Here is a 23550-nt window from a genome sequence, read left to right on the forward strand (position 1 = left end):
TCAAACTCTCCAATAAAGTTAGTTTGTCTAGCATCTAAAATAAAAATTGACGTTTCACGTTGTTTGTTTCGTTCAGTTTTCAAAGAACTACTTGGTCGCTCATTTGCGACTTCCTTATGTTAACATCTTCGTTTTTTAATGTCAACTAAGTTTTTCAATTTCTTTTTGTCGTTTTTTGCGTTTCCGCATCAGCGACGGTTATTAATTTATCATATAATATCTATCGACGTCAACACTTTTTAATAAAAAGTTCTTTTTCTTACATAACGAATACATTCTTCTGCATTAGCGACTCTTCGAAACAAACAAAAAATGATTTTATATCTTTCTTCCATTGCCTTTTTTACAACGTCATGAATACGTTCATCTTCAAAATCAAATAAAAGTTCTTCTAACTCTCTCTTCAATATGTATTCCATTTCTTTTTTCTCTTCTTTCGTTAACATAAACCCAAGCAAATCATCACCTCAATCATTTCTTCCAGAGCAATAAAAATTAAGCCCATTTCCATTTAACAAAATCCTACCATCCATTATATCCACTACTTACGATATTAATCCCTTGTTCTCTTTTTTATATTTACAGCATATATGTAACTGAAAAGGATTGGACAAAGGGGCGTAATATTATGTTTTTCTTTTTTATTACGAGTAAAAGAAACTTTAAACACATTAGCTTAATAGTGATACTTTCCTTATTTACAGCATGGCTACTCTTTTTGAAAACATATTCACACGAGTCTGCTTTTTCAACCGCTACAGGACCTAAAGTTATTTACAAAGGCGACACCTCTAAAAAACAAGTTGCATTCACGTTTGATATTAGTTGGGGAGACAAAAAAGCAATTCCAATCCTTGATACACTTAAAGAAAGAGATATTAAGAATGCAACCTTCTTCCTTTCTGCTGCATGGGCAGAAAGACACCCTGATGTTGTTGAACGCATCATAAAAGATGGACATGAAATCGGTAGTATGGGTTATAATTACACGTCCTACACTTCTCTAGAGGCAAATGAAATACGAAGAGATCTTCTGCGAGCACAAGATGTTTTTACAAAACTCGGTGTGAAACAAATTAAACTATTGCGTCCACCTAGTGGAGACTTTAACAAGGCAACACTTAAAATAGCAGAATCACTCGGATACACTGTCGTTCATTGGAGTAATAACTCAAACGATTGGAAAAACCCTGGCGTAAACAATATCGTTTCCACCGTCTCTAATAATTTAAAAGGTGGAGATATCGTCTTATTACATGCATCCGATTCTGCTCTTCAAACAAATAAAGCTTTACCACTGCTTCTACAGAAATTAAAGAGTGACGGCTATGAGCAAATATCCGTATCACAACTTATTTCCAACACAAGTACGAAAAGTAAAGATGTCCAATAATTTTTTACACATAAAAAGCTCTACTACCTTTCGTTCAGGTAATAGAGCTTTTTTTATCCCGATATTTTCATTCGTACAACTACCCTGCGTAAAAACTCTCTTAATTAGGCCGACTTACTCGTCTTTCCAATTAAACGATGTAATATAAGTAACTGATATGCATTACATAATAAAAGTGGTATCACCATTAAATATAACCAATCTGTATCATTAATTCGAAGTGCTGGTACCCACTCAAGAATTGTTACAACCACCATAAAGAACAAAGCTGGCACAAATGCCTTTTTATTCGTTTCCTTACTTTTTATATAAGCAACAATGGCACCAAACATAAATAACACACCAGCAACAAGTATGTTATTCCCTAATGAAATTTCCCCATTTGCAATCAATACCGATCTTAAATACACAAAATCAAATAAAACGAATGCAATGAAGAAGAGCTGGACTATATTCCATAAAGAAGGTGACCTGAACATCCCTAATCCAAAACGATGGATTGTTAAATAGGCAAAGAACCCCATTTGACTTATCACACTAAAAATAAATCCTACACCCATCAACCAGAAGGAAACTGCCAAAATTTCCTTTCCGTCGAAATTTTGAAAAAATTTAGCGTACTTGTCCCACTCTAAAACAAATCCAATAATGACTGTACTAACCCCACCAAGAAACAACGTCGTAAAAAATAGTCGAACCCACTTGCGGCTATTCACAACACATCCCCCATTATCCTTATATTTCTAATTAAATTGTATCAATGACAATTTCAAAAAGCTAGCCATGTTCATGTATAAATTCCTTAAAGATATTTATATTAAAAAGAGAGAACTGTGCTGAAAGGAGTTCCAACTTATGAAACGGATGCTGCTCGTTTTGACTTCTTCTTTTCTATTTCTTGTACTTGTAGCATGTGCACAAGAAAAAGAAGCAAAGTCCGAACTTGATTATGATCAAACGAAGAAAATGATTGTTGATATTTTAAAAACCGATCAAGGTAAGAAAGCCATTCAAGATGTGTTAACTGATGAAAAAATGAAACAAGCACTCATACTAGATGAAACAGTAGTAAAGAAAACGATTGAAGATGCAATGGTATCCGATAAAGGGCAACAATTCTGGGAAAAGCTCTTTAAAGACCCTGAGTTCTCATCGAAATTCGCTAAAAGTATGGGAAAAGAACAAACAGCCTTAATGAAAACATTACTAAAAGACCCTGAATACCAAGCAGGCGTTATAGAAATTATGAAAAACCCTGAAGTAGAAAAAATGATGTTACAAACAATGAAGAGCAAAGAATACCGTCAATATTTACAACAAGTATTAACAGAAACTGCTGAAAGCCCACTCTTCCAAGCTAAGATGATTGATATTATTAGTAAAGGTGTCCAAAAAGCCGAAAAAAGTGGTTCTGATAAAAAGGAAGCCGGCGGTGAAGGTGGTTCCCAAGAAGGTAAAAAGGAACAGCAGTAAAAATAATAACGATAATAATGAGTGGACAATACATGTATCATCCACTCATTATTATTTTATTTTTGCGCAACAGTTGTTTTATCAATTACCGCTTCAGCTATTGTGCGATAAATAAGACCTGTCGTATGCGTATCTTCATATACTGACGGCGCAAAATCTTCTTTATTCCAATCAGGTTGTTGAAGCGGGATTCGGCCAAGTACTTCTGTTTGAAGTTCTGTAGCTAATTTATCTCCACCACCTCTTCCAAACACATATTCTTTTTCGCCAGTTGTTTTACTTTCAAAATAAGCCATATTTTCAACAACACCAAGAATACTATGTTCTGTACGTAAAGCCATTGCTCCAGCACGTGCTGCTACAAATGCCGCTGTTGGATGCGGTGTTGTAACAATAATCTCTTTACAAGCCGGCAACATCGAATGTAAGTCTAGCGCAACATCACCTGTACCTGGTGGTAAATCTAAAACTAAATAATCTAAATCGCCCCACTCTACTTCCGTAAAGAAGTGATTTAACATTTTCCCGAGCATAGGCCCTCTCCAAATAACCGGTGCATTATCTTCTACAAAGAATCCCATTGAGATTACCTTTACACCTAGACGCTCCACTGGAATGATTTTATCTCCTCTTACTACAGGGCGTTTTTCTATCCCCATCATATCAGGTACGCTAAAACCATAAATATCAGCATCAATGATACCAACTTTTTTCCCTAGACGAGCTAAAGCAATAGCAAGGTTAACAGAAACTGTTGATTTCCCTACTCCACCTTTTCCACTCGCCACTGCTAAAAATGTCGTTTTCGAATTTGGTGACAATAAAGATTCAGTTTGCTCTTCTTCTTGTTCTGGTGCAAACTGAGCTAATTCCTCTTCTGTAAATTCTGCAAAGCGAAGCCCTACTGTTGCTGCTCCTAGTTCTTTTACTAACTTTACAATTCCAGATTGCAATTGCATTTGTTCCGCGGTACCAGTTTTTACGATTGCAATTTTAACACTTACATGTTCCTTCTCAGGCTTGACTGTTACCTCTTTAATTGCCCCTGTTTCTTTTAACGTTTTATGTAAAAACGGATCTACAATCCCTTCTAACGCTTCCACTACTTGCTCTTTCGTTACCATAATTAGCCCAGCCCCCTGTATGAAAAATAACATAATGTTAATTAAATATATCTCTCTTTACTTTTGAAATAAATGCGTTTACATTTCCAGTATAACATATTTTCGGAAAACTTCGTTAACGAGAGAAACGCAAAAAAATCCTCCTTATTCTGGAGGATTTCCTTTTTCCGTGAAATAACGTAATATACCACGATATACAGCAGCTGCTACCTTTTGCTGATATTTCTCCGAATTTAACATATACCTTTCATTTACATTCGATAAAAAGCCAGCTTCAATTAAAGCACCTGGGTTTTTCGCATACTTTAATAAATACACATGAGAAATTGTTTTAGCAGAACGATTTGTATTCTCTAAACTCGTTCTCAACTCAGCTTGTATAAATTTCGCAGCACGTTCATTTTCAATTGAAGAACGGTAATAGAACGTTTGTGCGCCTTTTGATCCACTACTAGTTAAAGCATTTAAATGGATACTTGCAAAAAAATCTACATCGGGTTTATTAATAATCTCTACACGTTTTTTTAAATCTTCTGCTTTACGTCTACTATATGACTTTGTATCTTTCTGGGCTAAATCATAATCTCCCTCACGCGTTAAAATAACTAGTGCACCTTGCTCTTGTAAATAATCTTGCACCTTCTTTGTAATCTCAAGCGTAATATCTTTTTCTACAATATCCTTGCCACCAACAGCCCCTCCGTCTGGTCCACCATGCCCAGCATCTAATACGATTACTTTCCCTGATAAGGGTAAATTCCAAGCTCGCCACGATTTTGTAATTTGAAATTCTTGTTTGACTAAAAAAAACAAAATAACCGCAGCGAGTGCAAAAGAGATAATTCGAATTCTCTTCATACCTTTCCTCCTCCAGCTAGTCCCTCTAATTACTTATATGGGACAAGAGGAAAGTTTATGCTTGTCTTAATGAAGCTTTAATCGATATCTTCTTTCACCTTTTTCATATCCTTCCTGCCACCATAAGCCGATAAACTGCTGGCAAGATTCAAAAAGTAATTCCTCATCTTGTAACTTAATCTCCCGCATAGTCATGCTCGTTAAAAATTGAAATAGTGTTTCCGTTAATTGTTGCTCTTCTTCTAAGGCCCTATATTTCACATCAAAGAACGATTCGCCATAATAACCAAATTTGCTATATCTCGCTCCTAATAAATACGATTCTATCCCTAATTCAATGCAGTAATCTTCATACTGACGATGAAGTTCCTGCATCTGAAAGGCATCTCTAATATTTGAACGTAATGTTTTTAATGATAATTCCCGCAGCATCTTCCGCTCATATTTCAACTGCTTTTCTTTTTGTTTTTCTTGTAAGCTGACAATGACATTCATAGTACTTATAAACCTCCCTAATACGTATTAGTCTAAACTTCTAAAGAAGAAGCATACGCGAGAGGATAGCACTAAAATATTCCAAACTACAAAAATTTCAAAAGAGGAATGAAACATAAAAAACCCCAACCAAAATGGTTGGGGTTTGTAGTTCGCAAAAATTAACGTTTTGAGAACTGAGGTGCACGACGTGCGCCTTTAAGACCGTATTTTTTACGCTCTTTCATACGTGCGTCACGAGTTAATAGACCTGCACGTTTTAGTGTTAGACGGTATTCTGGATCAGCTTTTAATAAAGCGCGAGAAATACCGTGACGAATAGCACCAGCTTGACCAGTGTATCCACCACCATTTACGTTTACAAGTACATCGTAGTTACCTAAAGTTTCTGTTGCAACTAGAGGTTGTTTCACTACTTCACGTAATGCAGCAAATGGGATATAGTTTTCAAAATCACGACCGTTAATGATAACGCGTCCTTCGCCTGGAACTAGGCGTACGCGCGCTACTGAACTCTTACGACGTCCAGTGCCATAGTATTGAACCTGTGCCAAAGTAAGCCCTCCTTTAATTGATTATCCGCGAAGTTCGTAAACTTCTGGTTTTTGTGCTTGGTGTGGATGCTCTGCTCCAGCATACACGTTTAGTTTCTTAGAAACTTGACGGCCTAAGCGTCCTTTTGGAAGCATGCCTTTAATTGCAAGCTCTAACATTTGTACAGGGTAGTTTGTACGCATTTCAAGAGCTGTTCTTTGTTTAAGTCCACCTGGGTGGTTAGTGTGACGGTAGTAAATTTTATCGTTTAATTTATTACCTGTTAAATGAATTTTCTCAGCGTTAATAATAATTACATGATCACCCGTGTCAACGTGTGGTGTAAATGTAGGTTTGTTTTTACCACGTAAAATGGATGCTACTTCACTAGCAAGGCGACCTAAAGTTTGACCTTCAGCATCAACCACATACCATTTACGCTCAACTTCGTTAGCTTTTGCCATAAAAGTCGTACGCATGTGTTTCCCTCCTCGTTATCTTTTCCATAGAAAAAATCTATTGTTTATCTTAAACACGATTTCCTTCCGGGGCTAATCGTGGTTTTAGAAACAATACCATATGTTATGATATACTTTTGAGTTTCTAATGTCAAGCAAATGTTACACCAGGATTAGTTGTTATAGTTTACCTGCCATAAATAAAGCCCATGACCAGGAGCCATCTTTCCAGCAAACTGACGATTTTGTTTCGCTAAAATCTCTGGAATGCTATCCGGATCAAGCTTTCCTTGCCCTACGCTCAGTAACGTACCAACAATAATCCTGACCATATTATATAAAAATCCATTACCTACAAAACGAAAAATTAATTCGTCGTCCTGCTCAATTAGCTCGATTTCATAAATTGTTCTCACTTTATCTTTTTTGTCAGTTTTTGCCGAACAAAAAGAAGTGAAATCATGCGTTCCAATAAAATAAGGGATCGCTTTTCTTATAGCATTTATTTCGAGCGGATATGGATATTGATATACGTAATTTCTACGGAATACATCCGCAGTCTTTGATAATAATACACGATAACGATATTCTTTTCTCTCGACACCGTAACGTGCGTGAAATTCTTCTGTTTTTTTCTCTACCTGTGTGATAACAATATCATCTGGTAACATAGTGTTTAATGCATTGCTCCATTGCCACTCTTCAAGAGACAACGGTGTATCAAAGTGTATCACTTGTCCTTTAGCATGAACGGTAGAATCCGTTCTGCCCGATGCCTGAACACGAACAAGTTCCCCTTTATGCAATTTCTGCAAAGCTTTCTCTATCTCTTGTTGAACAGTACGATGCTGCGGTTGAATTTGATAACCACAAAAATGCATGCCATCATATGCAACCGTACATTTTATTCTATCCATTTCTTTATTCTCCATTACGATCGCACCCATGCCAAAATACAAGCTAAACAAAGTAAGCTTATAATCGTTACTGTATCGCTTGTTTTCCAGCGTAGTTGCCTAAATTTAGTACGTCCTTCGCCACTTTGATATCCACGGGCTTCCATAGCAATTGCTAAGTCCTCTGCACGCTTAAAAGCACTGATAAATAGAGGAACGAGTAGTGAAATGATAGCTTTCATCCTATCTTTTATCGGTCCCCCTGCAAAATCAATACCACGTGACGATTGTGCCTTCATTATTTTACTCGTTTCATCCATTAATGTCGGGATAAAACGAAGAGAAATTGACATCATTAATGCGATTTCATGAACAGGAACTTTTATACGCTTCAACGGCTTTAATAACGTCTCCAAACCATCTGTAATCTCAATAGGTGTCGTCGTTAACGTTAATAATGTCGTCATTAAAATAATAACGAAGAATCGTATAGAAATGTATATTCCTTGCTCTAATCCTTTTTCATGTATCGAAAACCAACCAAGCTGGAATAATACTTCCCCTTCTTTATTTGTTAAAATATGCAGGAAAAATGTAAAAAGAAAAATCCATAGAATTGGTTTTAAGCCCGAAAGTACATAACGAATCGGCACTTTTGCAAAAAATAAAGCAATGAGTGCATATAAAAATAAAAATCCATATGAAATCGCATTATTTGCTAAGAAAACAACAAATACATATAAAAAGACAATCAGCAGCTTCGTACGTGGATCAAGTTGATGAATAAGAGAATTCCCTGGAATATATCTTCCAATAATCAACTGCTGCATGATTCATGACCACCTTTTCGTAACACCTGCACAACTTCATGAGTAAGATCCTCTAAAGATAAGGTAGCCTTTGGGATTGAAATGCCAAACTTCTCTTCAATTGCACGTTTATACTTTAAAGACATAGGAAGATCCACACCAATTTTCTCTAGTTCATCAGCATGTGAAAATACTTCCTCTGCACTTCCTTGCAAAAAGACCGTTCCTTTATGCATGACTACAATCTGCTCGGCATATTTAGCAGCATCCTCCATATTATGCGTTACAAGGATAACTGTAAGGCCTTTCTCCTTATGTAGCTTATAAAACATCTCCATAAGTTCATTTTGCCCTTTTGGGTCTAGTCCTGCTGTAGGTTCATCTAATACAAGCACTTCGGGTTCCATCGCTAATACGCCTGCTATCGCAACACGCCTCATTTGCCCACCACTTAACTCAAATGGTGAACGCGTTAACAGTTCTGGTTCTAACCCTACAAGTTCAATTGCTTCTCTTGCCTTTTGCTTCGCTTCTTCTTCCGATACCCCAAAATTAGTAGGTCCGAAGCAAATATCTTTCTCCACAGTCTCTTCAAATAACTGATGTTCTGGGAATTGAAAGACAACCCCTACCTTTTTACGTAGTGGCTTTAGCTTTTTTTCTTTCTTTCCTGCCGAAATGAAATGTTCACCGATTTGAACTGTGCCATTTGTCGGCTGCAATAAACCATTTAAATGTTGAATCATCGTCGACTTACCTGAACCAGTATGACCGATAATGGCATAATAGCCCCCACTTGGAAACGACACGTCTACATCATAAAGTGCGCGTCTTTCAAATGGAGTTTTATATTGATAACGATGTTCTACTTTTTGGAATGTAATCTCCAAAGTTCGTTCACCAAGCTTTCCATTGTAAGATGCGTATTTTGCAAGAGAATTTCATTTCTTTTTAATAATTCTGCTATTTTCACTGAAAATGGTACATCTAATCCAATTTCTTGGAGCATATGAGAGGACTTGAAAATTTGTTCTGGAGTCCCTTCCTCTAATATCTCTCCCTTATTTAAAATAATGACACGGTCTGACTGTGCCGCTTCTTCTAAATCGTGCGTAATTGATAACACGGTAATACCTTTTTCATTAACAAGTTGTCTAACCGTTTCTACCACTTCACGTCTCCCTTGAGGGTCTAGCATTGACGTTGCTTCATCTAATATCAAAATAGACGGTTGAAGTGCTAAAACGCCTGCTATTGCTACTCGCTGCTTTTGCCCACCAGATAACGAATGTGGCTCATCATTAAGAAAATCTTCCATACGGACTAGTCGTAAGGCCTGATCTAATCTTTCTACCATTTGCTCTCTTGGCATTCCGATATTCTCTAAACCAAAGACAACGTCATCTTGCACTGTCGTTCCAACAAATTGATTATCTGGATTTTGAAATACCATCCCAATTTGTTTTCGAACATCCCATACCGTTTCCTCTGACAAAACCATTGTATCATTTACTGTAATTGTCCCTGCTTCCGGCAAAAACAAACCATTCAATAATTTTGCAAGTGTAGACTTCCCAGAACCGTTTTGTCCAATAACAGATACCCATTCTCCTTCATATAAGGAGAATGAAACATCTTTTAATGCATAAGTGGCTGCACCAGGATATTGAAATGATATATTTTCTGTCCGAAGTTTCTCTTTTTTCAATACAAGGCACCCTTTCCTTCGCCAAGTAAGCCTATTTTTATATTTAAAAAAAAGGGCCATGACCAGTTTCTTGAAAAGAACTGTCCTGCCCTTTTAATTATCATTATACTAACTCGATAATTACCATTGGTGCTGCGTCTCCGCGACGTGGACCAATTTTTGCAATACGAGTGTATCCGCCTTGGCGCTCAGCATAGCGTGGAGCTACATCAGCGAATAGTTTTTGAAGTGCATCTTGACCAGTCTCAGCGTTAGCTACTTCATTGCGAATGAAAGCTGCTGCTTGACGACGAGCATGAAGATCTCCGCGTTTACCTAAAGTGATCATTTTTTCCACTACAGAACGAAGTTCTTTTGCACGAGTTTCTGTCGTTTGGATGCGCTCGTTGATAATTAAATCAGTAGCTAAGTCACGTAACATAGCTTTACGTTGCGCACTTGTACGGCCTAATTTTCTGTATGCCATTCGTAGTTCCCTCCTTTGTTGATGGGTTTAAATCCTCAGTCGTCTTTACGTAAACCTAAACCTAATTCCTCAAGTTTATGTTTAACTTCTTCTAAGGATTTACGTCCTAAGTTACGAACTTTCATCATATCTTCTTCTGTTTTGTTCGCAAGCTCTTGTACAGTATTAATTCCTGCACGTTTTAGGCAATTATAAGAACGAACAGAAAGGTCTAGTTCTTCGATAGTCATCTCAAGAACTTTCTCTTTTTGATCTTCTTCCTTCTCGACCATAATCTCAGCATTTTGTGCTTCATCAGTTAAACCAACAAAGATATTTAAATGCTCAGTTAAGATTTTGGCACCTAAAGAGATAGCTTCTTTTGGCCCGATGCTTCCATCCGTCCATACATCAAGCGTAAGCTTATCATAATTAGCCACTTGTCCGACACGTGTCTTTTCCACTTGGTAAGTCACACGTGATACTGGAGTATAAATAGAATCAATAGGAATTACTCCTATTGGTTGATCTTCGCTTTTATTTGCATCAGCTGGCGTATACCCACGGCCACGCTTTGCAGTTAAACGCACGCGGAAATGCGCATCTTTTGCTAACGTTGCAATGTGTAAATCTGGATTTAAGATTTCTACATCACTATCGTGAGTAATATCAGCAGCTGTGACAATACCTTCGCCCTGCACATCAATTTCCAACGTCTTCTCTTCTTCAGAGTAGATTTTAAGAGCTAACTTTTTCAAGTTTAAGATGATCGTTGTAACGTCTTCTACTACGCCCTCAACTGTTGAAAATTCATGTAATACGCCATCGATTTGGATAGCAGTAACAGCGGCACCAGGGAGTGAAGATAAAAGAATACGACGTAAGGAGTTACCCAACGTAGTACCATATCCACGCTCAAGCGGTTCAATTACGAATTTACCATATTTAGCATCTTCGTTAAGTTCAACCGTTTCGATTTTCGGCTTTTCGATTTCAATCATTAACTAAACCCTCCTTCAAAACGTCGAAACCCCGGTTAAACAAAGGTATAACCCCTGTCTAACCGAAAGTCCCCCTTAGGCAGTTCCCGATTGTGCACAACAAGCGATGTTTCTGTACGAAATTTCTCGATAATGCATCATATCCATTATAGACAAAAGGGAAAATTCTATACAGAAAAATTACACACGACGACGTTTTGGTGGACGACATCCATTATGAGGAACTGGAGTAACATCTCTAATTGCTGTTACTTCTAGACCTGCAGCTTGAAGAGCACGAATTGCAGCTTCACGACCAGCACCAGGACCTTTAACAGTAACCTCTAAAGTTTTTAAACCGTGCTCCATTGCAGCTTTAGCAGCAGTTTCAGCAGCCATTTGCGCAGCGAATGGAGTAGATTTACGAGATCCACGGAAACCAAGTGCACCAGCACTAGACCAAGAAAGCGCGTTACCGTGAGTATCTGTAAGTGTTACGATTGTGTTGTTGAAAGTAGAACGAATATGAGCTACACCAGCTTCAATATTCTTTTTCACACGTTTTTTACGAGTGTTTGTTTTACGTGCCATTGTTAGTTCAACCTCCTTTACTTATTATTTCTTTTTATTTGCTACTGTACGACGTGGACCTTTACGTGTACGAGCATTGTTTTTAGAGTTTTGACCACGAACTGGTAAACCACGACGGTGACGAAGACCACGGTAAGAACCGATCTCCATTAGACGTTTGATGTTAAGAGATACTTCACGACGAAGGTCTCCCTCAACTTTAATACGATCGATGATATCACGGATACGTCCTAATTCGTCTTCCGTTAAATCACGAACTCGTGTTTCTTCAGAAACACCAGCTTCAGCAAGAATTTTTTCAGCAGTTGTGCGACCAATGCCGAATACGTAAGTTAAAGAAATAACAACGCGTTTGTCACGAGGAATATCTACACCTGCGATACGTGCCATTCCGAATGCACCTCCTTCTGATTAACCTTGTTTTTGTTTATGTTTAGGGTTTTCACAAATAACCATTACTTTTCCACGTCTACGAATAACTTTACATTTTTCGCAGATTGGTTTAACTGACGGTCTTACTTTCATGTCTCGAACCTCCTTAAAGATTACGGAGTGCTATATTATTTAAAACGGTACGTAATACGACCACGATTTAAATCGTACGGAGATAATTCTACCGTAACTTTGTCTCCTGGTAAAATACGAATGAAGTTCATACGGATTTTACCAGAAACGTGAGCCAATACGACATGCCCATTCTCTAATTCTACTTTGAACATAGCATTTGGCAACGTTTCAAGAACGGTACCTTCGACTTCAATTACATCATCTTTAGCCATTCAATAGTTCTCCCTTCTTCAAATCAGTAACATTTTACACTGCTCTGAAATCCCGGAGAGCCAGCTACTTATAAAGTGGTAAGGATTTCGTATCCTGCTTCTGTAAGAGCAATCGTGTGCTCAAAATGGGCACACCATTTACCATCTACCGTTACCACTGTCCAGTCATCAGATAGTGTTTTTACATATCGTCTTCCTTGATTCACCATCGGCTCAACACAGATGACCATTCCCGGCTTTAATCTAGGGCCTCTATTTGGTGGACCATAGTGCGGGATTTGAGGGTCCTCATGTAAGTCTTGCCCGATTCCGTGACCAACATACTCCCTAACGATCGAGAATCCATTCTCTTCAGCATGGGTTTGAACCGCATGTGAGATATTTGATAATCTCTCGCCTGGTTTTACTTGTTCTAGACCAAGATACAACGATTTTTCTGTGACATCAAGTAGCTTTTGAACAGATTCAGAAATGTTTCCAACTGGATACGTCCATGCAGAATCTCCATGGTACCCATTGTATTTCGCACCAATATCGATACTGATGATATCGCCCTCTTTGAGCTTGCGCTTCCCTGGAATTCCGTGTACAAGCTCTTCATTTACAGAAGCACATATGCTCCCCGGAAATCCGTTGTATCCTTTAAAAGATGGCGTAGCACCATATTTTTGAATCGTCTTTTCCGCTATTTGATCGAGCTCTTTCGTTGTAATTCCTGGAGTAATGTGCTGTTTTAACTCTTGATGAGTCAAAGCAACGATCCTGCCCGCTTCTCGCATGATTTCTATCTCGCGAGGAGTTTTGCAGATTATCATTACGCTAAGCCTCCGATGAGAACATCGATATCAGCAAATACTTTATTGATATCTTGCTCACCATTAATGCTTTGTAAGTAACCAAGCTCCTCGTAGAAATCAAGCAAAGGTTTAGTTTGCTTAATATTTACATCTAAGCGATTTGCTACAGTTTCTTCATTGTCATCAGAGCGTTGATATAACTCGCCACCACATTTATCGCACACGTCAGCTTTTGCTGGCGGATTGAATTCTAAGTGGTAAGTCGCACCGCACTCTTTACAAATGCGACGGCCTGTAAGGCGTTTTAATAACAATCCTGAATCCACATTAATGTTTAAAACATAGTCGATTTTTTTGCCAAGATCTTTCATAATCTCTTCAAGAGCTGATGCTTGTGCAACAGTTCGTGGGAAACCGTCTAATAAGAAGCCTCTTACGCAGTCTTCTTGACTTAAACGTTCACGAACGATTCCGATTGTAACTTCATCTGGAACAAGTGCACCTTTATCAATAAAGGATTTTGCTTGTAAACCCATTTCAGTTTCAGCCTTCATAGCTGCACGGAACATATCTCCTGTTGAGATGTGAGGGATGTTATACTTGGCAACAATCTGTTCGGCTTGTGTACCTTTACCAGCACCAGGAAGCCCCATTAAAATTAAGTTCATCCTTGTTCCCCCTCAGAGTACATGAGCATGTAGGGAAGACAATACTTCCCACTTACTCACTGCTTGATAAACCCTTTGTAATGGCGTTTTACCAGTTGGCTTTCTAGTTGCTTCATTGTTTCTAAAGCAACGCCGACAACGATTAACATACTCGTTCCACCGATCTGTGCAGATGGAGGAAGATTTCCCAGCTTCGTAAAGATAACTGGTAAGATTGCAATCGCTGCTAGGAAAATTGATCCTACAAAGGTCAAACGATACAAGATTTTTGTTAGATATTGTTCTGTATTCTTACCCGGACGAATACCTGGAACATATCCACCTTGTTTGTTTAGATTCTCTGACATTTGCTCTGGATTAACCTGAACAAACGCATAGAAATATGTGAAGGCTACAATGAGCGCAACATATATGATCATTCCCACTGGGTGAGAATAGTTAAAGTTTGCAATAATCCACTGCGATACATCATGTTTCGGGAAGAACTGCGCAATAGTCGGAGGAGTAATTAAGAATGAAACAGCAAAAATTACTGGAATAACACCAGCACTATTTACCTTAAGCGGTAAATGTGTGTTTTGTGCTCCAGCATAACCACCATTTCCTCCTGTTACACGCTTCGCATATTGAATTGGGATCTTTCTAACAGCCTGTTGAATGAAAATAACACCCACAATAACTGCTAACACAGCTAGTAAAATCAATGCAACTTTAACGATACTCATGAACAATTGATCTCCGATATTTTGAAACTGTTGCTGATACACTTGAGATATAACACTTGGGATCGCTGCGGCAATACCACCAAAGATTAGGATGGAAATACCATTACCTACACCTTTAGCTGTAATCTGTTCACCTAACCACATTAAAAATGCAGTACCAGCAGTCAGTACCGTAGCAATGTATAAATAAGTGCTCCAACCAGGATTCAAAATTAATTGTCCACCTACCATACCGTTAAAACCGATTGACATACCAAACCCCTGAATAAACGCAAGAACAATTGTAAAATAACGCGTGAATTGCGTTAATTTACGACGGCCCATTTCACCTTGCTTCGCCCATTCCGAAAATTTAGGAACAACATCCATCTGCAATAATTGCACGATGATGGATGCTGTAATATACGGCATGATTCCCATCGCAAAGATGGAGAAGTTTTTCAAGGCTCCACCGCCAAATGTATTTAGAATACCTAAAGCATTTAATTGATCTTGTGCCTTCAGTACGTCTCCATTTGTAAATGGCACGGGGATAAACGTGCCAATCCTGAATACGATTAACATCGCTAAAGTGAATAATATTTTACGTCTTATCTCAGCAACGCGCATAAAGTTGGAGATTGTACGAAACATTAGATCACCTCAACTGATCCGCCAGCTGCTTCAATTGCTTCTTTAGCACTTGAAGAGAACTTGTGCGCTTTAACAGTTAGTTTTTTCTCTACTGCGCCGCTTGCAAGAATTTTAACACCGTCGTTTAATTTGCTGATAACGCCAGTTTCCAGCAATAATTCAGGTGTTACTTCTGTACCATCTTCAAAACGATTTAACGTTGATAAGTTTACAATAGCAAACTCTTTACGGTTAATGTTTGTGAAGCCGCGTTTTGGTAAACGACGGAATAATGGAGTTTGACCACCTTCGAAGCCAAGACGAACACCGCCGCCAGAACGTGCGTTTTGTCCTTTATGACCTTTACCAGCAGTTTTACCGTTACCAGAACCGATACCACGACCGACACGGTTACGTACTTTACGAGAACCTTCTGCAGGTTTTAATTCATGAAGTTTCATTCCCAGGCACCTCCTTATATTAATGAGTTATCCTTAAGCTTCTTTTACAGTTACAAGGTGAGAAACTTTGTTGATCATACCAAGAATAGCAGGAGTTTCTTCCTTAACTACAGTTGAATTCAACTTTTTAAGACCTAAAGCTTCTACCGTCGCACGTTGATCTTGTGGACGACCAATTACACTACGAGTGAGGGTAATTTCTAACTTTTTCGCCATTTGTTTTCCCTCCTTAACCTAGTAGCTCTTCTACAGATTTACCGCGTAATTTTGCAACATCTTCAGCGCGCTTAAGTTCGCTTAATCCGTTCACAGTAGCGCGAATCATGTTGATTGGTGTGTTAGAACCAAGAGATTTCGAAAGAATATCTTGTACACCTGCTAATTCAAGGACCGCACGAACAGGTCCACCAGCAATAACACCAGTACCCTCAGCAGCAGGCTTTAAGAATACTTCACCAGCTCCAAAATGACCGTTGATTGTGTGTGGAATTGTTGTACCAACTAATGGTACAGCGATTAAGTTTTTCTTAGCGTCTTCGATAGCTTTGCGGATTGCGTCTGGTACCTCTTGTGCTTTACCAGTACCGAATCCAACATGACCGTTTTTATCGCCAACTACAACTAGTGCAGCAAAGCGGAAACGACGACCACCCTTAACAACTTTCGCGACACGATTTATCGTAACTACACGTTCTTCAAGTTCTAATTTACTTGGGTCAATGCGATGCATCAATTTTCCCTCCTTTGACCATTAAAATTGTAATCCAGCCTCACGAGCAGCTTCAGCTAGAGCTTTAACACGGCCATGGTATAAGTAACCACCGCGATCAAATACTACTTCTTTAACGCCTTTCTCTACAGCACGCTTAGCAACTGATTCTCCAACTTTCGTAGCAGCTTCAATATTGCTAGTACCGTTAAGAGCAAGGTCTTTATCAAGAGTAGATGCACTTACTAACGTTACACCATTTACATCATCAATAACTTGAGCGTAAATATGTTGGTTAGAACGGAACACGTTTAAACGTGGACGTTCTGCAGTACCAGTAAGTTTAGCACGTACACGCGCATGTCTTTTCTTACGAGTCGCATTTTTATCAGCTTTAGTGATCATTCTTGTCACTCCTTTCTCTCACCTAACGGGTTTACTTAGCAGTTTTACCTTCTTTACGACGAACAACTTCGCCTTCGTAACGAATACCTTTACCTTTGTAAGGCTCAGGAGCACGTACAGCGCGGATGTTAGCAGCGAATTCGCCAACACGTTGCTTGTCGATACCTTTGATTACGATCTTAGTTGGTGCAGGTACTTCAACTTCAAGACCTGCTTCCGGAGTCATTTCTACTGGATGAGAATAACCTACGCTTAATACAAGTTTATCACCTTGTTTTTGAGCACGGTAACCAACACCGACTAATTCAAGTCCGCGTGCGAAACCTTCAGTTACACCTTCAACCATGTTTCCGATTAAAGCACGAGTTGTACCGTGTAATGCACGGTGTTCCTTCTGTTCAGATGGACGCTCAACTGTTAATGTATTCTCTTCAATTTTGATAAGCATATCAGCATTGAAAGTACGAGTTAATTCACCTTTAGGGCCTTTTACTGTTACAGTATTGTCTTCTGCAACTGTAATAGTAACACCTGCAGGGATTTCAAGAATCTTTTTACCAATACGAGACATGTGGTCACACCTCCGTTCGTTTTAAATATATATTACCAAACGTATGCTACTACTTCTCCACCAGTTTGTAATTGACGAGCGTCTTTGTCTGTCATTACTCCCTTAGATGTAGAAACAAGAGCGATACCTAATCCGTTAAGTACACGTGGTACTTCGTCAGCTTTAGCGTAAACGCGTAAGCCAGGTTTACTGATACGTTTTAATCCAGTGATTACACGTTCGTTGTTTGCACCATATTTCAGGAAAATACGAAGGATACCTTGTTTGTTATCCTCGATGTATTCTACATCACGAATGAAACCTTCACGTTTTAAAAGTTCAGCGATCTCTTTTTTGATTTTAGAAGCAGGAACCTCTAATTTCTCATGACGTACCATGTTCGCATTACGGATGCGAGTAAGCATGTCTGCAATTGGATCTGTCATCACCATGTGTTTTACCTCCTTCCCATTTGTGGGTTTTACCAACTAGCTTTTTTAACACCAGGAATTTGACCTTTATATGCAAGTTCACGGAAACAAATACGGCAAAGTTTAAATTTGCGGTATACAGAATGCGGACGACCGCAGCGTTCGCAACGTGTATACTCTTGTACTTTAAACTTAGGAGTACGCTTTTGTTTCGCAATCATAGATTTTTTAGCCACGTTTTCGCCTCCTCTACTTAGCGTTGGCTTCCATTATTTTTGGAATGGCATACCGAATTGTGTTAAAAGTTCACGAGCTTCTTCATCAGTGTTCGCTGTAGTAACGATTACGATGTCCATACCGCGGACTTTGCTTACTTTATCATAATCAATCTCAGGGAAAATAAGTTGCTCTTTAACACCTAATGTATAGTTTCCACGACCATCGAATGATTTCTTAGAAACACCACGGAAATCACGTACACGTGGTAAAGAAACTGATACTAATTTATCGAAGAACTCATACATTTGCTCGCCGCGTAAAGTTACTTTCGCACCGATTGGCATACCTTCACGAAGACGGAAACCAGCGATTGATTTTTTAGCACGAGTTACAACAGGTTTTTGACCTGCGATTTGTGTTAATTCTTCTACTGCGTTGTCTAAAGCTTTTGAGTTAGATACCGCGTCACCAACACCAGTGTTGATTACGATCTTTTCGATTTTTGGTACCTGCATTACAGATTTATAGTTAAACTTGCTCATTAGAGCAGGAGTAATTTCCTTTTGGAACTTCTCTTTAAGGCGATTCAATGAAGTGACCTCCTTTCTTAAGAAAATTATTTATCTAATAATTCACCAGATTTTTTTGCAATACGAACTTTTTTACCATCTTCTACCTTGAAGCCTACGCGAGTAGGTTCACCTGTTTTCGGATCTAAAATCATAACGTTAGAAACGTGAATAGGTGCCTCTTTAGTAATAATTCCACCTTGTGGATTTAATTGAGATGGCTTAGAGTGCTTCTTAACGATGTTAACACCCTCAACGATAACACGGTTTTGCTTTGGGAAAGCCACAAGGATAACGCCTTGTTTTCCTTTGTCTTTACCAGTGATTACCTGTACTTTATCACCTTTTTTTACATGCATCTTAATTCTGCACCTCCTTAGCAAGGCAATACCTTAAATTATAGAACTTCTGGAGCTAAAGAAACGATCTTCATGAAGTTGCTATCACGTAATTCACGAGCTACTGGTCCGAAGATACGAGTACCACGTGGGCTCTTATCGTCTTTAATGATAACCGCTGCGTTTTCATCAAATTTGATGTAAGAACCATCCGGACGACGAGCACCGCTCTTCGTACGTACTACTACTGCTTTAACAACGTCACCTTTTTTAACAACGCCACCTGGTGTTGCTTGTTTTACCGTAGCAACGATAATGTCACCAATGTTAGCATATTTACGACCAGAGCCGCCTAATACTTTAATTGTTAAAAGTTCACGTGCACCAGAGTTGTCAGCAACTTTCAAACGAGATTCTTGTTGGATCATGTTATGAAACCTCCCTTCGGACTAAAAATTCCGATTCGTCTATTTAGATAATAACCGCTTCTTCAACGATTTCAACTAAACGGAAACGCTTAGTAGCAGAAAGCGGGCGAGTTTCCATGATTTTTACGATATCGCCAAGTTTCGCTTGGTTTTGCTCATCATGGGCTTTGTACTTCTTAGAATACTTAACACGTTTTCCGTACAAGGAATGAGTTTTGTAAGTTTCAACTAAAACTGTAATCGTTTTGTCCATTTTGTCAGACACTACACGACCAGTATAAACTTTGCGTTGGTTACGTTCGCTCACTATGCAAACCTCCCCTCAATTTATCGATTAATTCCGATCTCTCTTTCACGAACTACAGTTTTCATACGAGCAATTGCCTTACGCACTTCACGAATGCGAGTTGGATTCTCTAATTGTCCTGTAGCAAGTTGGAAGCGAAGATTAAACAACTCTTCCTTTAAAGCTTTAACTTTTGTTTCGATTTCGGCAGTGGTTAATTCACGAATATCATTAGTTTTCATTAGATTCACCACCATTTTCTTCACGTTTTACGAATTTACATTTCACAGGTAACTTGTGAGCTGCAAGACGTAATGCTTCGCGTGCTACCTCTTCAGATACACCCGCGATTTCGAACATAATTTTCCCAGGTTTTACTACTGCTACCCAGCCTTCTGGTGCCCCTTTACCGGAACCCATACGTACTTCTAGAGGTTTTGCAGTGTAAGGTTTAGAAGGGAAAATTTTAATCCATACTTTACCGCCACGTTTCATGTAACGAGTCATTGCACGACGAGCAGCTTCGATTTGACGGTTTGTAATCCATGAAGCAGCTTGTGCTTGTAAACCGAATTCACCGAAAGCTACTTCAGTTCCACCTTTAGCACGACCACGCATTTTACCACGATGCTCTCTACGATATTTTACGCGTTTTGGCATTAACATATTATTTTCCTCCTTCCTCAGAAGCTTTCTTTTTTGTAGGAAGGACTTCTCCACGGTAGATCCATACTTTTACGCCTAATTTACCGTATGTTGTATCAGCTTCAACTGCTGCATAGTCAATATCAGCGCGAAGTGTATGAAGTGGAACAGTTCCTTCACTGTAAGATTCTGCACGAGCGATATCAGCTCCGCCAAGACGACCAGAAACCTGTGTTTTAATACCTTTAGCACCTGCACGCATAGCACGTTGAATAACTTGCTTTTGTGCACGACGGAATGATACACGGTTTTCTAATTGACGAGCGATGTTTTCGCCTACTAATTTAGCGTTAAGATCAGCTCTCTTAACTTCTAAAATGTTGATGTGTACACGCTTGCCTGTTAATTGGTTAAGAGCTTTACGAAGTGCTTCAACTTCAGTACCACCTTTACCAATTACCATACCAGGTTTTGCAGTGTGAATTGTAACATTTACACGATTTGCTGCACGTTCGATTTCTACTTTAGCAACAGCAGAATCTTTTAAGCGTACATTAATGTACTCACGGATTTTGATGTCTTCATGTAATAATGTAGCGTAATCTTTCTCAGCGAACCAACGAGATTCCCAGTCACGGATAACGCCGACACGAAGACCAATTGGATTAACCTTTTGACCCATCGATTATCCCTCCTTCTTTTCTGATACCACAACTGTGATGTGGCTTGTGCGTTTGTTAATTTGGCTTGCACGACCCATTGCACGTGGACGGAAACGTTTTAACGTTGGACCTTCGTCAACGAAAACTTTCTCAACAACTAGGTTGTTAATGTCCATTTCATAATTGTGCTCTGCATTTGCGATTGCAGATTTTAAAACTTTTTCTACAACTGGAGAAGCAGTTTTTGGTGTGTGGTTAAGGATAGCAATCGCTTCACCCACTTGCTTACCTCGGATTAAGTCTACAACTAAACGAACTTTACGAGGAGCAATACGAACTGTTCTCGCTACTGCTTTAGCTTGCATTGAAGTGCCTCCTCTCATTATCTTCTAGTTTTCTTATCGTCAGCATCATGACCTTTATACGTACGAGTTGGTGCGAATTCACCTAACTTGTGGCCTACCATGTCTTCAGTAACATATACAGGTACATGTTTACGACCGTCATATACAGCGATTGTGTGACCGATGAACTGAGGGAAGATCGTTGAACGACGAGACCAAGTTTTAACAACTTGCTTTTGCTCAGTTTCATTTAGCTTTGCAATTTTACTCATTAAATGATCATCGACAAATGGTCCTTTTTTCAAGCTACGAGCCATTTTGGTGCCTCCCTTCGTGATTGCCGTACGGTTCTCAAAGTGAACCGTACTACAATCCCATTATTTTTTACGACGACGAACGATGAATTTGTCAGACGCTTTGTTTTTCTTACGAGTTTTGAATCCAAGAGTTGGTTTACCCCATGGAGACATTGGAGACTTACGTCCGATTGGTGAACGTCCTTCACCACCACCGTGTGGGTGATCAACTGGGTTCATTACAGAACCACGAACAGTTGGGCGCTTACCTAACCAGCGAGAGCGACCAGCTTTACCGATCTTGATAAGTTCGTGTGACTCGTTACCAACTTGACCTACAGTTGCACGGCAAGCAGATAATACAAGACGCACTTCACCAGAAGTTAAACGTACAAGAACGTATTTACCTTCTTTACCAAGTACTTGTGCAGATGTACCAGCAGAACGAACTAATTGTCCACCACGACCTGGTTTAAGCTCGATGTTATGAACAACAGTACCTACTGGAATGTTGATTAATGGTAATGCGTTACCGATTTTAATGTCAGCTTCAGCGCCAGACATAATTTCCATACCTACTTCTAAGTTCTTAGGAGCAAGAATGTAACGTTTTTCACCGTCAACGTAGTTAATTAATGCGATATTCGCAGAGCGGTTTGGATCGTATTCGATCGTAGCAACGCGTCCTGGAATTCCATCTTTGTTACGTTTGAAGTCGATGATACGGTATTGACGCTTATGTCCGCCACCTTGATGACGTACAGTGATTTTACCTTGGTTATTACGACCAGCCTTTTTGCTTAAAGGAGCAAGTAAAGACTTTTCGGGTCTGTCAGTCGTGATTTCAGCGAAATCATTCGTAGTCATGTTACGACGACCGTTAGTAGTTGGATTATACTTTTTAATTCCCATCTCAATTTCCCTCCTTCTTTAGTAAGAATTAAACGCCTTGGAAGATTTCGATTTCTTTGCTGTCAGCAGTTAGCTTAACGATTGCTTTACGACGACGGCTAGTAAAACCAGCGTGACGACCAACGCGTTTTGCTTTCGGCTTGTAGTTCATGATGTTCACTTTTTCTACTTTAACACCAAAGATCGCTTCTAGAGCATCTTTAACTTCTGTTTTATTAGATTTAACGTCCACATCGAACGTGTATTTTTTTTCAGCCATCATTTCCATAGAACGTTCAGTGATAACTGGGCGCTTAATGATATCACGAGGATCTCTCATTATGCAAGCACCTCCTCTACTTTTTCCACTGCCGCTTTTGTCATGATTAGCTTATCATGATGAAGCACGTCTAAAACGTTTACGCCATCAGCAGTGATTACTGTTACTCCAGGGATATTGCGAGCAGATAACTCTACAGATTCGTTTGCATCAGCAGTTACGATAAGAGCTTTCTTCTCAACAGTTAATCCTTTAAGTACTGCTAGCATATCTTTTGTTTTTGGTGCATTTAACACTAGGTCTTCAAGAACTACAATGTTGTTCTCAACTACTTTAGTAGCTAATGCAGATTTGATTGCTAAACGACGAACTTTCTTAGGAAGTTTGTACGCATAGCTTCTTGGTGTAGGTCCGAATACCGTACCACCACCACGCCATTGAGGAGAGCGGATAGACCCTTGACGAGCACGTCCAGTTCCTTTTTGACGCCATGGTTTACGACCACCACCGCGAACTTCAGAGCGAGTTTTTACTTTGTGTGTACCTTGACGTAAAGATGCACGTTGCATCATTACAGCTTCGAAAAGTACAGCTTCATTTGGTTCGATACCGAAAATAGCTTCAGCTAATTCGATTTCACCAACCTGTGAACCAGTTTGGTTATATACAGTAACTTTTGGCATTGGAATTC

At 39.1% G+C, this 23550-nt stretch carries 41 protein-coding genes; 2 read left to right on the forward strand and 39 right to left on the reverse strand.

Annotation, left to right across the window (positions count from 1 at the left end):
- Positions 1–239 precede the first annotated feature (239 nt).
- Positions 240–458, reverse strand: coding sequence for a hypothetical protein (locus PDQ40_RS26430; protein WP_000900296.1), 219 nt, complete (start codon positions 456–458; stop codon positions 240–242).
- 170 nt (positions 459–628) lie between these two features.
- On the opposite strand from PDQ40_RS26430, the gene pdaB reads away from it, so the two are divergent.
- Complete coding sequence (gene pdaB / locus PDQ40_RS26435) at positions 629–1393, forward strand: polysaccharide deacetylase family sporulation protein PdaB (protein WP_000464707.1); 765 nt, start codon at positions 629–631, stop codon at positions 1391–1393.
- 104 nt (positions 1394–1497) lie between these two features.
- On the opposite strand, the gene kbaA is transcribed toward pdaB, so the two are convergent.
- A complete protein-coding gene (kbaA, locus tag PDQ40_RS26440; protein WP_001088516.1) occupies positions 1498–2109 on the reverse strand; it encodes a KinB signaling pathway activation protein KbaA in 612 nt (203 codons plus the stop codon).
- Positions 2110–2248: 139 nt separating this feature from the next.
- Between kbaA and gerD the strand changes: the two genes are divergently transcribed.
- A complete protein-coding gene (gene gerD / locus PDQ40_RS26445; RefSeq protein WP_000827519.1) occupies positions 2249–2866 on the forward strand; it encodes a spore germination protein GerD in 618 nt (205 codons plus the stop codon).
- Between the two features lie 56 nt (positions 2867–2922).
- On the opposite strand, the gene PDQ40_RS26450 is transcribed toward gerD, so the two are convergent.
- From PDQ40_RS26450 to rplD, 37 genes are all read right to left on the reverse strand, one after another.
- The gene (locus PDQ40_RS26450; RefSeq protein ID WP_000256607.1) at positions 2923–3990 is read right to left on the reverse strand and encodes an Mrp/NBP35 family ATP-binding protein; all 1068 of its coding nucleotides are present in this window, start codon (positions 3988–3990) and stop codon (positions 2923–2925) included.
- A gap of 144 nt (positions 3991–4134) precedes the next feature.
- Positions 4135–4848, reverse strand: coding sequence for an N-acetylmuramoyl-L-alanine amidase CwlD (gene cwlD / locus PDQ40_RS26455; protein WP_000822435.1), 714 nt, complete (start codon positions 4846–4848; stop codon positions 4135–4137).
- A 66-nt stretch (positions 4849–4914) separates the two neighbouring features.
- Positions 4915–5343 (reverse strand): YbaK family protein, encoded by a 429-nt coding sequence (locus PDQ40_RS26460; RefSeq protein ID WP_001101006.1) that lies wholly within the window; start codon positions 5341–5343, stop codon positions 4915–4917.
- 161 nt (positions 5344–5504) lie between these two features.
- Positions 5505–5897: a 30S ribosomal protein S9 gene (gene rpsI, locus PDQ40_RS26465; protein ID WP_000079986.1), complete on the reverse strand. Its 393-nt coding sequence runs from the start codon at positions 5895–5897 to the stop codon at positions 5505–5507.
- Positions 5898–5918: 21 nt separating this feature from the next.
- Positions 5919–6356, reverse strand: coding sequence for a 50S ribosomal protein L13 (rplM, locus tag PDQ40_RS26470; RefSeq protein ID WP_001260793.1), 438 nt, complete (start codon positions 6354–6356; stop codon positions 5919–5921).
- Positions 6357–6508: 152 nt separating this feature from the next.
- Complete coding sequence (truA, locus tag PDQ40_RS26475) at positions 6509–7252, reverse strand: tRNA pseudouridine(38-40) synthase TruA (protein WP_002163776.1); 744 nt, start codon at positions 7250–7252, stop codon at positions 6509–6511.
- Between the two features lie 14 nt (positions 7253–7266).
- Entirely contained in the window at positions 7267–8061 is a 795-nt protein-coding gene (locus PDQ40_RS26480) for an energy-coupling factor transporter transmembrane component T family protein (RefSeq protein ID WP_001186536.1), read from the reverse strand.
- Complete coding sequence (locus tag PDQ40_RS26485) at positions 8049–8930, reverse strand: energy-coupling factor ABC transporter ATP-binding protein (protein ID WP_000406517.1); 882 nt, start codon at positions 8928–8930, stop codon at positions 8049–8051. Before PDQ40_RS26485 ends, PDQ40_RS26480 begins: the two co-directional genes overlap by 13 nt.
- Complete coding sequence (locus PDQ40_RS26490; RefSeq protein ID WP_000711783.1) at positions 8906–9748, reverse strand: energy-coupling factor ABC transporter ATP-binding protein; 843 nt, start codon at positions 9746–9748, stop codon at positions 8906–8908. Before PDQ40_RS26490 ends, PDQ40_RS26485 begins: the two co-directional genes overlap by 25 nt.
- Before the next feature lie 103 nt (positions 9749–9851).
- Entirely contained in the window at positions 9852–10214 is a 363-nt protein-coding gene (rplQ, locus tag PDQ40_RS26495; RefSeq protein ID WP_000331490.1) for a 50S ribosomal protein L17, read from the reverse strand.
- A gap of 35 nt (positions 10215–10249) precedes the next feature.
- Complete coding sequence (locus PDQ40_RS26500) at positions 10250–11194, reverse strand: DNA-directed RNA polymerase subunit alpha (protein WP_000569643.1); 945 nt, start codon at positions 11192–11194, stop codon at positions 10250–10252.
- A 180-nt stretch (positions 11195–11374) separates the two neighbouring features.
- The gene (gene rpsK, locus PDQ40_RS26505) at positions 11375–11764 is read right to left on the reverse strand and encodes a 30S ribosomal protein S11 (protein WP_000101799.1); all 390 of its coding nucleotides are present in this window, start codon (positions 11762–11764) and stop codon (positions 11375–11377) included.
- A gap of 24 nt (positions 11765–11788) precedes the next feature.
- Positions 11789–12154: a 30S ribosomal protein S13 gene (rpsM, locus tag PDQ40_RS26510; RefSeq protein WP_000090789.1), complete on the reverse strand. Its 366-nt coding sequence runs from the start codon at positions 12152–12154 to the stop codon at positions 11789–11791.
- Between the two features lie 21 nt (positions 12155–12175).
- Entirely contained in the window at positions 12176–12289 is a 114-nt protein-coding gene (rpmJ, locus tag PDQ40_RS26515; RefSeq protein ID WP_000868344.1) for a 50S ribosomal protein L36, read from the reverse strand.
- A 35-nt stretch (positions 12290–12324) separates the two neighbouring features.
- A complete protein-coding gene (gene infA / locus PDQ40_RS26520) occupies positions 12325–12543 on the reverse strand; it encodes a translation initiation factor IF-1 (protein WP_001029884.1) in 219 nt (72 codons plus the stop codon).
- Positions 12544–12611: 68 nt separating this feature from the next.
- Complete coding sequence (map, locus tag PDQ40_RS26525; RefSeq protein WP_000582539.1) at positions 12612–13358, reverse strand: type I methionyl aminopeptidase; 747 nt, start codon at positions 13356–13358, stop codon at positions 12612–12614.
- On the reverse strand, positions 13358–14008 hold the full coding sequence (locus PDQ40_RS26530) for an adenylate kinase (protein ID WP_001048996.1): 651 nt from the start codon (positions 14006–14008) through the stop codon (positions 13358–13360). The genes map and PDQ40_RS26530 overlap by 1 nt, the downstream gene beginning before the upstream one ends.
- Positions 14009–14064: 56 nt before the next feature.
- Positions 14065–15366, reverse strand: a complete 1302-nt coding sequence (gene secY, locus PDQ40_RS26535; RefSeq protein WP_000490114.1) for a preprotein translocase subunit SecY — start codon at positions 15364–15366, stop codon at positions 14065–14067.
- Complete coding sequence (rplO, locus tag PDQ40_RS26540) at positions 15366–15806, reverse strand: 50S ribosomal protein L15 (RefSeq protein WP_000766080.1); 441 nt, start codon at positions 15804–15806, stop codon at positions 15366–15368. Before rplO ends, secY begins: the two co-directional genes overlap by 1 nt.
- A gap of 33 nt (positions 15807–15839) precedes the next feature.
- Positions 15840–16022 carry a 50S ribosomal protein L30 gene (gene rpmD, locus PDQ40_RS26545; protein ID WP_001085234.1) on the reverse strand — a complete coding sequence of 61 codons (183 nt, stop codon included), beginning with the start codon at positions 16020–16022 and terminating at the stop codon, positions 15840–15842.
- A gap of 13 nt (positions 16023–16035) precedes the next feature.
- Positions 16036–16536 carry a 30S ribosomal protein S5 gene (gene rpsE, locus PDQ40_RS26550; RefSeq protein WP_000554646.1) on the reverse strand — a complete coding sequence of 167 codons (501 nt, stop codon included), beginning with the start codon at positions 16534–16536 and terminating at the stop codon, positions 16036–16038.
- A gap of 21 nt (positions 16537–16557) precedes the next feature.
- Positions 16558–16920, reverse strand: coding sequence for a 50S ribosomal protein L18 (rplR, locus tag PDQ40_RS26555; protein ID WP_000628816.1), 363 nt, complete (start codon positions 16918–16920; stop codon positions 16558–16560).
- A 31-nt stretch (positions 16921–16951) separates the two neighbouring features.
- Entirely contained in the window at positions 16952–17491 is a 540-nt protein-coding gene (gene rplF / locus PDQ40_RS26560) for a 50S ribosomal protein L6 (protein ID WP_000086558.1), read from the reverse strand.
- Between the two features lie 32 nt (positions 17492–17523).
- Positions 17524–17922, reverse strand: coding sequence for a 30S ribosomal protein S8 (gene rpsH, locus PDQ40_RS26565; RefSeq protein WP_000245511.1), 399 nt, complete (start codon positions 17920–17922; stop codon positions 17524–17526).
- A gap of 29 nt (positions 17923–17951) precedes the next feature.
- Positions 17952–18137, reverse strand: coding sequence for a 30S ribosomal protein S14 (gene rpsN / locus PDQ40_RS26570; protein WP_001085700.1), 186 nt, complete (start codon positions 18135–18137; stop codon positions 17952–17954).
- Between the two features lie 33 nt (positions 18138–18170).
- A complete protein-coding gene (rplE, locus tag PDQ40_RS26575) occupies positions 18171–18710 on the reverse strand; it encodes a 50S ribosomal protein L5 (protein WP_001080827.1) in 540 nt (179 codons plus the stop codon).
- A 26-nt stretch (positions 18711–18736) separates the two neighbouring features.
- Positions 18737–19048: a 50S ribosomal protein L24 gene (gene rplX / locus PDQ40_RS26580; RefSeq protein WP_000558200.1), complete on the reverse strand. Its 312-nt coding sequence runs from the start codon at positions 19046–19048 to the stop codon at positions 18737–18739.
- Positions 19049–19086: 38 nt separating this feature from the next.
- Complete coding sequence (gene rplN / locus PDQ40_RS26585; RefSeq protein ID WP_000615912.1) at positions 19087–19455, reverse strand: 50S ribosomal protein L14; 369 nt, start codon at positions 19453–19455, stop codon at positions 19087–19089.
- Positions 19456–19498: 43 nt separating this feature from the next.
- Positions 19499–19762 (reverse strand): 30S ribosomal protein S17, encoded by a 264-nt coding sequence (gene rpsQ, locus PDQ40_RS26590; RefSeq protein ID WP_000004106.1) that lies wholly within the window; start codon positions 19760–19762, stop codon positions 19499–19501.
- A 20-nt stretch (positions 19763–19782) separates the two neighbouring features.
- Positions 19783–19983, reverse strand: a complete 201-nt coding sequence (gene rpmC, locus PDQ40_RS26595; RefSeq protein ID WP_000855718.1) for a 50S ribosomal protein L29 — start codon at positions 19981–19983, stop codon at positions 19783–19785.
- On the reverse strand, positions 19973–20407 hold the full coding sequence (gene rplP, locus PDQ40_RS26600) for a 50S ribosomal protein L16 (RefSeq protein WP_000928971.1): 435 nt from the start codon (positions 20405–20407) through the stop codon (positions 19973–19975). The genes rpmC and rplP overlap by 11 nt, the downstream gene beginning before the upstream one ends.
- A gap of 1 nt (position 20408) precedes the next feature.
- A complete protein-coding gene (gene rpsC, locus PDQ40_RS26605) occupies positions 20409–21068 on the reverse strand; it encodes a 30S ribosomal protein S3 (RefSeq protein WP_000529956.1) in 660 nt (219 codons plus the stop codon).
- 3 nt (positions 21069–21071) lie between these two features.
- Positions 21072–21413: a 50S ribosomal protein L22 gene (gene rplV, locus PDQ40_RS26610; protein WP_001148024.1), complete on the reverse strand. Its 342-nt coding sequence runs from the start codon at positions 21411–21413 to the stop codon at positions 21072–21074.
- Between the two features lie 17 nt (positions 21414–21430).
- Positions 21431–21709: a 30S ribosomal protein S19 gene (gene rpsS, locus PDQ40_RS26615; protein ID WP_000124453.1), complete on the reverse strand. Its 279-nt coding sequence runs from the start codon at positions 21707–21709 to the stop codon at positions 21431–21433.
- A 60-nt stretch (positions 21710–21769) separates the two neighbouring features.
- The gene (rplB, locus tag PDQ40_RS26620) at positions 21770–22600 is read right to left on the reverse strand and encodes a 50S ribosomal protein L2 (RefSeq protein ID WP_000511580.1); all 831 of its coding nucleotides are present in this window, start codon (positions 22598–22600) and stop codon (positions 21770–21772) included.
- A gap of 28 nt (positions 22601–22628) precedes the next feature.
- On the reverse strand, positions 22629–22919 hold the full coding sequence (gene rplW / locus PDQ40_RS26625; protein WP_001205558.1) for a 50S ribosomal protein L23: 291 nt from the start codon (positions 22917–22919) through the stop codon (positions 22629–22631).
- Entirely contained in the window at positions 22919–23542 is a 624-nt protein-coding gene (rplD, locus tag PDQ40_RS26630) for a 50S ribosomal protein L4 (RefSeq protein WP_001127258.1), read from the reverse strand. Before rplD ends, rplW begins: the two co-directional genes overlap by 1 nt.
- Positions 23543–23550 lie beyond the last annotated feature (8 nt).

Origin of the sequence: Bacillus cereus group sp. Bc061, assembly GCF_027715825.1 — a bacterium.
Taxonomy (GTDB): Bacteria; Bacillota; Bacilli; order Bacillales; family Bacillaceae_G; genus Bacillus_A; species Bacillus_A paranthracis.

What these genes read in the sequence shown, in the direction of transcription:
- pdaB (WP_000464707.1), top strand. Translation starts at nt 629, where the DNA reads ATGTTTTTCTTTTTTATTACGAGTAAAAGAAACTTTAAACACATTAGC.
- gerD (WP_000827519.1), top strand. Translation starts at nt 2,249, where the DNA reads ATGAAACGGATGCTGCTCGTTTTGACTTCTTCTTTTCTATTTCTTGTA.
- PDQ40_RS26450 (WP_000256607.1), bottom strand. Translation starts at nt 3,990, where the DNA reads ATGGTAACGAAAGAGCAAGTAGTGGAAGCGTTAGAAGGGATTGTAGAT.
- cwlD (WP_000822435.1), bottom strand. Translation starts at nt 4,848, where the DNA reads ATGAAGAGAATTCGAATTATCTCTTTTGCACTCGCTGCGGTTATTTTG.
- PDQ40_RS26460 (WP_001101006.1), bottom strand. Translation starts at nt 5,343, where the DNA reads ATGAATGTCATTGTCAGCTTACAAGAAAAACAAAAAGAAAAGCAGTTG.
- rplM (WP_001260793.1), bottom strand. Translation starts at nt 6,356, where the DNA reads ATGCGTACGACTTTTATGGCAAAAGCTAACGAAGTTGAGCGTAAATGG.
- truA (WP_002163776.1), bottom strand. Translation starts at nt 7,252, where the DNA reads ATGGATAGAATAAAATGTACGGTTGCATATGATGGCATGCATTTTTGT.
- PDQ40_RS26480 (WP_001186536.1), bottom strand. Translation starts at nt 8,061, where the DNA reads ATGCAGCAGTTGATTATTGGAAGATATATTCCAGGGAATTCTCTTATT.
- rplQ (WP_000331490.1), bottom strand. Translation starts at nt 10,214, where the DNA reads ATGGCATACAGAAAATTAGGCCGTACAAGTGCGCAACGTAAAGCTATG.
- PDQ40_RS26500 (WP_000569643.1), bottom strand. Translation starts at nt 11,194, where the DNA reads ATGATTGAAATCGAAAAGCCGAAAATCGAAACGGTTGAACTTAACGAA.
- rpsK (WP_000101799.1), bottom strand. Translation starts at nt 11,764, where the DNA reads ATGGCACGTAAAACAAACACTCGTAAAAAACGTGTGAAAAAGAATATT.
- rpsM (WP_000090789.1), bottom strand. Translation starts at nt 12,154, where the DNA reads ATGGCACGTATCGCAGGTGTAGATATTCCTCGTGACAAACGCGTTGTT.
- rpmJ (WP_000868344.1), bottom strand. Translation starts at nt 12,289, where the DNA reads ATGAAAGTAAGACCGTCAGTTAAACCAATCTGCGAAAAATGTAAAGTT.
- infA (WP_001029884.1), bottom strand. Translation starts at nt 12,543, where the DNA reads ATGGCTAAAGATGATGTAATTGAAGTCGAAGGTACCGTTCTTGAAACG.
- map (WP_000582539.1), bottom strand. Translation starts at nt 13,358, where the DNA reads ATGATAATCTGCAAAACTCCTCGCGAGATAGAAATCATGCGAGAAGCG.
- PDQ40_RS26530 (WP_001048996.1), bottom strand. Translation starts at nt 14,008, where the DNA reads ATGAACTTAATTTTAATGGGGCTTCCTGGTGCTGGTAAAGGTACACAA.
- secY (WP_000490114.1), bottom strand. Translation starts at nt 15,366, where the DNA reads ATGTTTCGTACAATCTCCAACTTTATGCGCGTTGCTGAGATAAGACGT.
- rplO (WP_000766080.1), bottom strand. Translation starts at nt 15,806, where the DNA reads ATGAAACTTCATGAATTAAAACCTGCAGAAGGTTCTCGTAAAGTACGT.
- rpmD (WP_001085234.1), bottom strand. Translation starts at nt 16,022, where the DNA reads ATGGCGAAAAAGTTAGAAATTACCCTCACTCGTAGTGTAATTGGTCGT.
- rpsE (WP_000554646.1), bottom strand. Translation starts at nt 16,536, where the DNA reads ATGCATCGCATTGACCCAAGTAAATTAGAACTTGAAGAACGTGTAGTT.
- rplR (WP_000628816.1), bottom strand. Translation starts at nt 16,920, where the DNA reads ATGATCACTAAAGCTGATAAAAATGCGACTCGTAAGAAAAGACATGCG.
- rplF (WP_000086558.1), bottom strand. Translation starts at nt 17,491, where the DNA reads ATGTCTCGTATTGGTAAAAAGATTCTTGAAATCCCTGCAGGTGTTACT.
- rpsH (WP_000245511.1), bottom strand. Translation starts at nt 17,922, where the DNA reads ATGGTGATGACAGATCCAATTGCAGACATGCTTACTCGCATCCGTAAT.
- rplX (WP_000558200.1), bottom strand. Translation starts at nt 19,048, where the DNA reads ATGCATGTAAAAAAAGGTGATAAAGTACAGGTAATCACTGGTAAAGAC.
- rplN (WP_000615912.1), bottom strand. Translation starts at nt 19,455, where the DNA reads ATGATCCAACAAGAATCTCGTTTGAAAGTTGCTGACAACTCTGGTGCA.
- rpmC (WP_000855718.1), bottom strand. Translation starts at nt 19,983, where the DNA reads ATGAAAACTAATGATATTCGTGAATTAACCACTGCCGAAATCGAAACA.
- rplP (WP_000928971.1), bottom strand. Translation starts at nt 20,407, where the DNA reads ATGTTAATGCCAAAACGCGTAAAATATCGTAGAGAGCATCGTGGTAAA.
- rpsC (WP_000529956.1), bottom strand. Translation starts at nt 21,068, where the DNA reads ATGGGTCAAAAGGTTAATCCAATTGGTCTTCGTGTCGGCGTTATCCGT.
- rplV (WP_001148024.1), bottom strand. Translation starts at nt 21,413, where the DNA reads ATGCAAGCTAAAGCAGTAGCGAGAACAGTTCGTATTGCTCCTCGTAAA.
- rpsS (WP_000124453.1), bottom strand. Translation starts at nt 21,709, where the DNA reads ATGGCTCGTAGCTTGAAAAAAGGACCATTTGTCGATGATCATTTAATG.
- rplB (WP_000511580.1), bottom strand. Translation starts at nt 22,600, where the DNA reads ATGGGAATTAAAAAGTATAATCCAACTACTAACGGTCGTCGTAACATG.
- rplW (WP_001205558.1), bottom strand. Translation starts at nt 22,919, where the DNA reads ATGAGAGATCCTCGTGATATCATTAAGCGCCCAGTTATCACTGAACGT.
- rplD (WP_001127258.1), bottom strand. Translation starts at nt 23,542, where the DNA reads ATGCCAAAAGTTACTGTATATAACCAAACTGGTTCACAGGTTGGTGAA.